Annotated in this window: 7 protein-coding genes and 1 pseudogene; all 8 read left to right on the forward strand. The window is 36.6% G+C overall.

Annotated elements, in window-relative coordinates; all coding sequences use genetic code 11:
- Positions 1–37 precede the first annotated feature (37 nt).
- Positions 38–1,060 (forward strand): M23 family metallopeptidase, encoded by a 1,023-nt coding sequence (locus ACKI5B_RS09420; protein ID WP_407428102.1) that lies wholly within the window; start codon positions 38–40, stop codon positions 1,058–1,060.
- Between the two features lie 2 nt (positions 1,061–1,062).
- Complete coding sequence (locus tag ACKI5B_RS09425; RefSeq protein ID WP_407428104.1) at positions 1,063–1,416, forward strand: bactofilin family protein; 354 nt, start codon at positions 1,063–1,065, stop codon at positions 1,414–1,416.
- Positions 1,416–1,958 (forward strand): DUF327 family protein, encoded by a 543-nt coding sequence (locus ACKI5B_RS09430; RefSeq protein WP_407428106.1) that lies wholly within the window; start codon positions 1,416–1,418, stop codon positions 1,956–1,958. Before ACKI5B_RS09425 ends, ACKI5B_RS09430 begins: the two co-directional genes overlap by 1 nt.
- Positions 1,959–1,961: 3 nt before the next feature.
- Positions 1,962–2,891, forward strand: coding sequence for a PSP1 domain-containing protein (locus tag ACKI5B_RS09435; RefSeq protein ID WP_407428108.1), 930 nt, complete (start codon positions 1,962–1,964; stop codon positions 2,889–2,891).
- 100 nt (positions 2,892–2,991) lie between these two features.
- Positions 2,992–4,536 carry a hypothetical protein gene (locus ACKI5B_RS09440; protein ID WP_407428110.1) on the forward strand — a complete coding sequence of 515 codons (1,545 nt, stop codon included), beginning with the start codon at positions 2,992–2,994 and terminating at the stop codon, positions 4,534–4,536.
- A complete protein-coding gene (gene dgcA / locus ACKI5B_RS09445; protein ID WP_407428112.1) occupies positions 4,529–5,641 on the forward strand; it encodes a diguanylate cyclase DgcA in 1,113 nt (370 codons plus the stop codon). The genes ACKI5B_RS09440 and dgcA overlap by 8 nt, the downstream gene beginning before the upstream one ends.
- On the forward strand, positions 5,641–6,306 hold the full coding sequence (locus ACKI5B_RS09450) for a rhomboid family intramembrane serine protease (RefSeq protein WP_407428114.1): 666 nt from the start codon (positions 5,641–5,643) through the stop codon (positions 6,304–6,306). Before dgcA ends, ACKI5B_RS09450 begins: the two co-directional genes overlap by 1 nt.
- Before the next feature lie 11 nt (positions 6,307–6,317).
- Positions 6,318–6,557, forward strand: a pseudogene (locus ACKI5B_RS09455) (hypothetical protein); the annotation flags it as partial.

Below are 6,557 nucleotides of genomic sequence, written 5' to 3' on the forward strand. Positions count from 1 at the left end.
GAAAATAAATTTTTAAAAATTTATTTGGGGAAAAACGGTGGCAAGAACAAGACGCTATAAAAAAATTGAAAAAAATGCAGTAACTGCTTTTCTTCATGGATTACAAAATGTCATAAATGGAATAAGCAGATTTTTTGTAAAGGTTTTTAAAATCTGCGATAGTAAGCTTACTATCATGATTGTTCCTCATTCTCAGAGTAAAGTTATAAACTTCCGTACAAATGTTTTTGCGTTAGCTTTCGGAATTATTTTGATTGTTGGAATTGTATCTTCTTTCGTCTACTTTAAAAAACAGGATTCAGGAATCCGTGAAGAACTTGCCCGTTCCATGAAAGAAAACCGGGAGCTCCTTGCAAGTTTTGATGAACTTCGTGATGAAAATAATAATGTACTTCAAACAGCAAAGCGTTTCCGTTCTTCTCTTTCTCAGACCCTTTCTTTACTTGGCATTAATCAGTCATCTTCTGTCGCAAAAGCTTCTGCTTCGGACAGCGATTTAAATTCGCTTTTTGATACACAGGATACAGTTTTAGGTTCTACAAAAGAAGTTTCTGATATGCGTCAGCTTTCTTCATATCTGGAAAGTGCCATTCAGCCGATTGAGCAGATTGGCAAAATGCTTGAAAGTCAGGAAACTTTATTTGCTGATATTCCGAATGTCTGGCCTGTCCGTGGTGGAATAGGTCATATTTCACAGCCGTTTGGACAGACTACACATCCGATTACAGGTAACTGGTACATTCATAAAGGACTTGATATTTCTACCTGGCGAAGCGGAGATCCAATCATTGCTACAGCAAATGGGCAGGTTGTTACAGTTGCATTTGATTCCGGTTTTGGAAACTATGTAATTATCAAACATAAACACGGAATCTATACCCGCTATTGTCATATGGCTTCTACCAGGGTTAAAAAAGGTCAGTTCGTTTCTCAGCGTGATATAATCGGTTACATTGGAAGCACTGGTATTTCAACAGGACCTCACCTGCATTATGAAGTTCATATCGGTTCTGATGTTGTTGATCCTGCAAAATATGTAAACATAAAAGTTGCAAAATAAATATGGCTTTATTAACAGATGATATTTCAATTAATACGATAATCGGTCTTGGTTCTGCTGTTTCAGGGGATGTACACGCAAACGGTTTTATTCGTGTTGACGGAGATATTGACGGCAATCTTGAATCTACAGGAAATATAATTATTGGTGATAAAGCGCGGATTAACGGTAATATTACGGCTTTATCTACAGTTGTCGGTGGAATTGTCTTAGGTGACATTTATTCTCCAAACGGCATTAAACTGCTTTCTTCATCAGCTGTAATTGGTAATATTTCCACAAAAAATCTGGAAATCGAAGAAAATGTTATTTTTCATGGACACTGCACTGCTCTAAAAGAGGAAAAGGCAATTTAATGGCTGAGATTTCATCTGTAAACACGCAGCTTTCATCTCAGTCATTATATTTTGCGGCAAGTCAGGCTGCTGGTGCAAAACTTGCTGAACAGGCAAATAAAACAGAGAAAAAAAAGAAGGTTTCGTTTGCCCAAAGTCTGAATCAGCATCAGGAAAAGGCTCAGCTTATTTCTGAAGGACTTCCTTTAGAGCTCTTAGGGATGAGTGAAGAAGAAGCAATCGTCTTCTTAAAAGATGAAATGGATATTGCCGGAGATGAGCTTAAATTGAAGCAGAATCTTGAAGCAATGGAAAAATACCGGAAAAAAACCGGTCAATTTATGAAATATATTGTAAAAATCAATTATAATTTCATAAAAACGCGTGAGCAGAAAAAATTACGGAGTGGAAAGGTATTCAATCCTCTCTATCAGGTGCAGGTAATCGATCAAAAATTAAATCAGCTTGCAAGTGAAATGTTGATTTTGCATGGAGAAAATCTGAATCTTCTTGCAAAACTTGAAGAAATTAACGGATTAATTGTAGATCTGTTAGCGGAGTAAAAAATGAGTGATATTTTTGAACAGGATATAAACGATTCAGAAGAAGATATTTCAAAACTTGAAGATGCTGAATTCAAAAATTACGAAGAAACAAACGAGCATTTTGTTTATCCAAAAATTCTTTATCTTGCGCGTCTGGAATATTCAAGTGAAGGCATTTATGTAACCGTGCCGGAAAAATTTGAAGAATTAAAAGGCGGTGATTACGTTATAATTCCGACCCGTTACGGAAAAGATATGGCGCGGGTTCTGGGCAGGACAAAAAATCCGGTTGGATTAAAACCGGCTGACATTGTAAAAGTTGAACGAAAAGCCAATGACGATGATTTAAAGCGCTTTGAAGAACTTGCATCCCGTGAAGAAGAAGCATTTTCTATCTTCAGAGACAAGGTGACTGAGCATGCTTTAGACATGAAATTAATTGCCGTACATTTTTTACTTGAAGAATCAAAAGCTTTGTTCTTTTTCTCAAGTGAAAACCGTGTTGATTTCCGTGAACTTGTAAAAGATTTGGTAAGTATTTTTAAAATGAGAATTGAGCTCCGTCAGATTGGTGTTCGTGATGAAAGCAGAATTACCGGCGGTCTTGGAGTTTGTGGCCGTCCTTACTGCTGTCATTCTGTACGCGACAAATTACCGCCTGTTTCAATTAAAATGGCAAAAGAACAGAATCTGTCACTCAATTCAACAAAAATTTCCGGACAGTGCGGCCGGCTTCTCTGCTGCTTGAGCTATGAATATAACTGGTACTCAGAAGCACGTAAAAAACTTCCGAACGAAGGCATAAATATTTATTATGACGGTTCAAGTTTCAGAATAACTGATGTTAATCCAATCAAACAGATTATCCGTATGCTTAGTGATGACGGAAGACTTCTGGAAATTCCAGCAAGCCGCTTTATTAAAGAAAACGGAAAATGGATTATAAAATAAACTAAAATCGTTGTAAAAACTTGTAAAAAAAGCATTTAGCTACTAAAATAGACATATGGGATTTTTGAGGGTATTAAAAGAAATTTTTGAGTCTATTTTCATGAGCTCATCTCCAGAAGTAAAAAAACGAACGGAAATGCGCAAAATTGAATCTGAATTAAAAACCCTTCCTTCCCAGATTTTAAAAAATGGTTTTCTGCAGCCTAATTTTGCCGAACTTTTCAGGATTTTATACGAAAACACAAAACCTATCGACGACATTCTTTCCAGTACAATAACTTCAGACGATATTCACCGCAACGGCCGCTTCGAATACGAACTTATCATTACAGGTTTTAATTCTGAAACACAGGAAAAAATTAACAGTTTAAGTTTTGAAAGCCGCAAAAAAGAAGCATTAAATGAGCAGGATGTAAATCTTTCAAAACTCATCGAAAAGCAGAAGCGCACAATGGAAGCAATTCTTAAAATGCTGAATTCTCCTACGTTTATAAGAATTGATGACACTCTTACAAAATTAAAGCAGCTGGCAGATATCTGTCATTTTAATTACTTAAATATAATCCGAGAGTTTGCTCCAAATTTTGACGGCTTTACCAATAATTCCTTTGAAACAGTGTCTTCATGTTCACCAGACAAAATCGTCAATTATTTAATGGATTTGTGTTATATAACCGGTGGTTTTAATATTGATCTTTCCGAATCGCGTGCAATCTGTGCTCTTAAGCAGATTGAAACTGGAAAAGCACTTTCGGCTACAGAGCAGGATAAAATTTCCGGTCATTTAAGGAAAATTAATTCGATTTTTACAAAATATCTTACGCAGGATGTTTTAAAAAAGATTATCTGTCTTGGAAAGGGCGAAACTTCTGTTCAGTTCCAGGCAGCAACATACCGCTCAAATTCATTAAAAGGCTTTACAGAATTCTTCCAGAGCAAATTTAACAGCGACAGCGAGCGGATAAAAGGCGAAATAAAAGACTATACAGTTTCTTTTGAAATTAAAGAGCTTTTTGGTGACCGGCCGCTTGAAGAATTACAGTATTACAATTCTGAAACTAACGAATTCCTGCGTAAAAACACACCTTACTCGTTTATCTGGATTACACCAATGCAGGTTTTAAAATCGTTTATGACAGTGTTTATGACATCAGCCGTAAAAACTGTTATAAACAACATTGTTATCGAAGGATTCTTTAATAATTCGGCCTATAAGAGCGAATTTTCATCAGTTGTCTATGCAATGAATGAAATCGAAAATGTTAACGCAGGATTTGAAAAAAGTTTTGACCGAGGTGAACCAAATGATGATGCAGAATTGCGTGGACTGGTTCGTGACAGCCGGAAGGATCAGGATTTTCTAAAAAAAGTCGGCTCAATGGTCGATAGTATAAATAATCAGGCTCATAAAATAATTCAGGAACAGTCTAAGATTTTATATCAGATGTACATTCAGATTGGTGAATTAATTGTTGATGCCAAAAAGTCAAAGTCGGATGTAATTTCAAACATCAAAGTTCTTCTTAATTCAACAAGAAACAGAGACGGTTCAAGTGCAATCGACCAGCAGCATGAAAGCTGGAAAATGTTTCTTAAAATTATGAAGAATTATGCTATATTGGGTGAGTTAGAAAAAGATGAGTGATGAACAGGATGTTGCTATTCAGGAAAAAGATACTCAGGAACTTATAGGTCAATACGAAAAAAAAATATTTGACCTTCAGCAATTGCTGGAAATTTCCCGTTCTCTTTGTTCAACTCTGGAATTTTCTACGCTTATTGAGTCAATTTTATACACTTGTATGGGGCAGTTTCATGTTCTTGGTGCCGGTGTTTTTGTTCTGAACGCACTTGATACAGATACATTTCATCTTGATTCAAACTATAGCGGAATCGATATAAATCCAAACATTTCTTATGTGATTCCTTCATCAAATCCTTTAGTCAGATTACTTGAAAGCAGCAATAATCTGTTTACTCTTGAAGAACTGGCAGAAGAGCTTCCTGATGGAACTGATTTAAATATGATTGCATCATTAAAGCCTTCATTAATTGTGCCTTTGATTCAGCATAATCACCTGAATGGTATTCTTGTTCTTGGTGAGCGGATTACTCTGGCAGAAGACTCAAGTTATTCAGTTGACGAAAAATCTCAGCTGGCTGTTATTGCTTCCCTCGCGGCTATTGCAGTAAATAATGCAGCTCTTCTTGAACGTTCTTCAACTGACATGATGACACATCTGAAGTTAAAGTATTTCTTTTTTAATATTCTCACAGATAAGCTTGATCATGCACTTTCTACAGACAGCCGGCTTTCAATCATCATGTTTGATATTGATTTTTTCAAAAGGTTTAATGATACATACGGGCATGCCTGTGGTGATTACGTTCTGATTACTGTTGCAAAAATCATCAAATCAAGCATCAGAGCTCAGGATATGGCTTCCCGTTATGGCGGTGAAGAATTTACAGTGCTTTTAAATGAAACCAGCAGAGATGATGCAATGATTGTAGCTGAACGAATTCGAAGTAAAGTTGAACAGTACGATTTCTGCTATGAAGACCAGCATGTCAAAGTCACAATTTCTCTTGGAGTTGCAACATTTGACAGTCAGGAAAATCCTGTAACATTACCGAAACTGCTTGTCGACCAGGCGGATCAGGCACTTTATGTTTCTAAACGAAATGGACGAAATCAAGTAACCTTTGCTGATCCAAAGTTGATTTCTGATGTGAAACTCGACAACTAATGAATATTTTACGAAAACCTTTCAGATATACCTTTTTTAATGCTACTCTTGCACTTATTCTCATAAACACTGCCGTTCATTTTCTGGCAGGTGCATTGGGGATAAACCGGAATTTTTTTGGCTTAAATGTTGTCGGCTTTGTTTATAAATACAGATTCTGGCAGGTTATTACTTACATGTTTATGCACGGGGACTTTTCTCACCTTTTCTTTAATATGCTTGCTTTATTTTTCTTTGGGATTGGAGTCGAGCGGGCACTTGGTTCTAAAGAATTCCTGCTTATGTATTTTGTAATTGGTGCTTTAAGCGGGCTTTTTTCGGTAGCAGTTTATTATACTTACGGCATTTTCCTTGCAAACAATGGATTTCAGCCGTGGACCTGGAGAATTTCTTTAATTGGTGCAAGCGGTGCCGTTTATGGAATTCTGTTTGCTTATGCAGTACTTTTTCCCCGCGCAAGAATTTTTATCTGGGGAATAATTCCTGTTCCTGCCCCTGTTCTGGTTCTTGGTTATGCAATTATAGAATTTGGAAGTCAATTTGTCGGTTCAAGCAATGTGGCTCACATGACTCATCTGGCAGGTTTTGCTTTTGCATGGCTTTATTTCTTTGTCCGGATGGGAGTCCGTCCTTTACGAATATGGAAAGACGCTTACAGAAACTAGTATTTCTTTTCTTGATTTCTGGAATTTCTCTTGTTTTTGCACAGGATGTTTCTCAGGAACGAATGGCAAGGTTTTCTTTGTGGGCTTCAACTGAAATTTTCCCCGGTGTTGAAAAACCTGAAAAAAATGCACTTTCACTGCCTGTTAAAAAAATAAAAGAAATATCACCGTTTATTTCAAAACTTTATACTGTTGATATTTTCGGTTCCCGTGCTGTGCCAAAAGCTGAACTTTCAGAGAAAGTCGGAGGC

This window comes from Treponema sp. (assembly GCF_045657965.1).
Classification (GTDB): domain Bacteria; phylum Spirochaetota; class Spirochaetia; order Treponematales; family Treponemataceae; genus Treponema_D.

What these genes read in the sequence shown, in the direction of transcription:
- ACKI5B_RS09425 (WP_407428104.1), top strand. Translation starts at nt 1,063, where the DNA reads ATGGCTTTATTAACAGATGATATTTCAATTAATACGATAATCGGTCTT.
- ACKI5B_RS09430 (WP_407428106.1), top strand. Translation starts at nt 1,416, where the DNA reads ATGGCTGAGATTTCATCTGTAAACACGCAGCTTTCATCTCAGTCATTA.
- ACKI5B_RS09435 (WP_407428108.1), top strand. Translation starts at nt 1,962, where the DNA reads ATGAGTGATATTTTTGAACAGGATATAAACGATTCAGAAGAAGATATT.
- ACKI5B_RS09440 (WP_407428110.1), top strand. Translation starts at nt 2,992, where the DNA reads ATGAGCTCATCTCCAGAAGTAAAAAAACGAACGGAAATGCGCAAAATT.
- dgcA (WP_407428112.1), top strand. Translation starts at nt 4,529, where the DNA reads ATGAGTGATGAACAGGATGTTGCTATTCAGGAAAAAGATACTCAGGAA.
- ACKI5B_RS09450 (WP_407428114.1), top strand. Translation starts at nt 5,641, where the DNA reads ATGAATATTTTACGAAAACCTTTCAGATATACCTTTTTTAATGCTACT.